Below are 1,399 nucleotides of genomic sequence, written 5' to 3'. Positions count from 1 at the left end.
GCCCTGCACTGGTCAGTCGACCCGCAAGACTGGTCTCGTCCTGGCGGCGAGGCGATTGTTGCCGCGGTGCTGGCCTCGGTCCGGCCGGGGGCAATCGTGCTCCTGCACGACGGGTGCCCTCCCGACGAGTTGGAACGCTGCCCTCACTCTGGTCGGCGCGACCAGACTGTGACGGCGCTCGCCCAGCTCATTCCAGCACTGCATGACCGTGGATTTGCAATCCGGTCGCTTCCTCAAACTCACTGAATAGATCAATTCCCATGAGCCTGCTTGCCACCGTCAGCACCGTTGCTGTTGCCTCCTACGCGTTGCTCTCCAGCGTCCATAAGAGCGCGCAGGCGCTTTATGCGCTGCGAACCGACGCCTCACTGCCGCCGTACGACCCGGTCGACACCGGTGCTCTGCCCAGCGTGGATGTCATCGTGCCCTGCTTCAACGAGGACCCGCGCACGCTGGCGGCCTGCCTGAAGTCTCTCGCAAGCCAGGACTACCCAGGGCGATTGCAGGTCTATGTGGTCGATGACGGCTCTGCAAATGTCGGTGCAGTGGCCCCGGTCCATGGGAGCTACGCATATGACCCGAGGTTCAACGTCATTCTGCTTCCAAGCAACGTTGGAAAGCGCAAGGCGCAGATCGCAGCGATACGCCGGTCGTTCGGCGATCTCGTGCTCAATGTCGATTCCGACACGGAAATCGCCAGCGACGTGGTCAGCAAGCTCGTACGCAAGATGCAGGATCCAGCCGTCGGCGCGGCCATGGGGCAATTGACGGCCAGCAACCGGAACGACAGCTGGCTGACCCGATTGATCGACATGGAGTACTGGTTGGCTTGCAACGAGGAGCGCGCGGCGCAGACGCGCTTTGGTGCCGTCATGTGCTGCTGCGGGCCGTGTGCCATGTACCGCCGCTCCGCGCTGCTGTTGCTGCTGGACCAGTACGAGACGCAGTTCTTCCGGGGAAAGCCGAGCGACTTCGGTGAGGACCGTCATCTGACGATCCTCATGCTCAAGGCAGGGTTTCGAACCGAGTACGTTCCGGACGCCATCGCCGCCACGGTGGTCCCGGACAGGCTCTTGCCGTATCTGCGGCAACAGCTCCGCTGGGCGCGCAGCACTTACCGCGACACGCTGCTGGGTTTGCACCTGTTGCCCGGCCTGGACCGGTACCTTACGCTCGACGTGCTCGGACAGAACCTCGGGCCGCTGCTGCTCGCCATCTCATCGATTGCCGCGCTCGCTCAGCTCGCGCTCACCGGCACCGTGCCCTGGTGGACCGGTCTGACCATCGTCGTGATGACCATGATTCGATGCAGCGTGGCGGCCCTTCGTGCCGGCGAGCTTCGATTTATCGGCTTCTCGCTGCACACCCCGATCAACATCTTCCTCCTGCTCCCGATGAA

Annotated in this window: 1 protein-coding gene and 1 pseudogene; both read left to right on the top strand. The window is 63.4% G+C overall.

Annotated features, from left to right (window positions below; all coding sequences use genetic code 11):
- A pseudogene (locus IVA81_RS31440) lies at positions 1-246 on the top strand (chitooligosaccharide deacetylase NodB); the annotation flags it as partial.
- A gap of 14 nt (positions 247-260) precedes the next feature.
- A partial coding sequence (gene nodC, locus IVA81_RS31435; protein ID WP_247325265.1) for a chitooligosaccharide synthase NodC occupies positions 261-1,399 on the top strand: 1,139 nt, incomplete at its 3' end.

Origin of the sequence: Bradyrhizobium sp. 141 (assembly GCF_023074055.1) — a bacterium.
Classification (GTDB): domain Bacteria; phylum Pseudomonadota; class Alphaproteobacteria; order Rhizobiales; family Xanthobacteraceae; genus Bradyrhizobium.
This window is presented reverse-complemented; position numbering and strand designations above follow the sequence as displayed.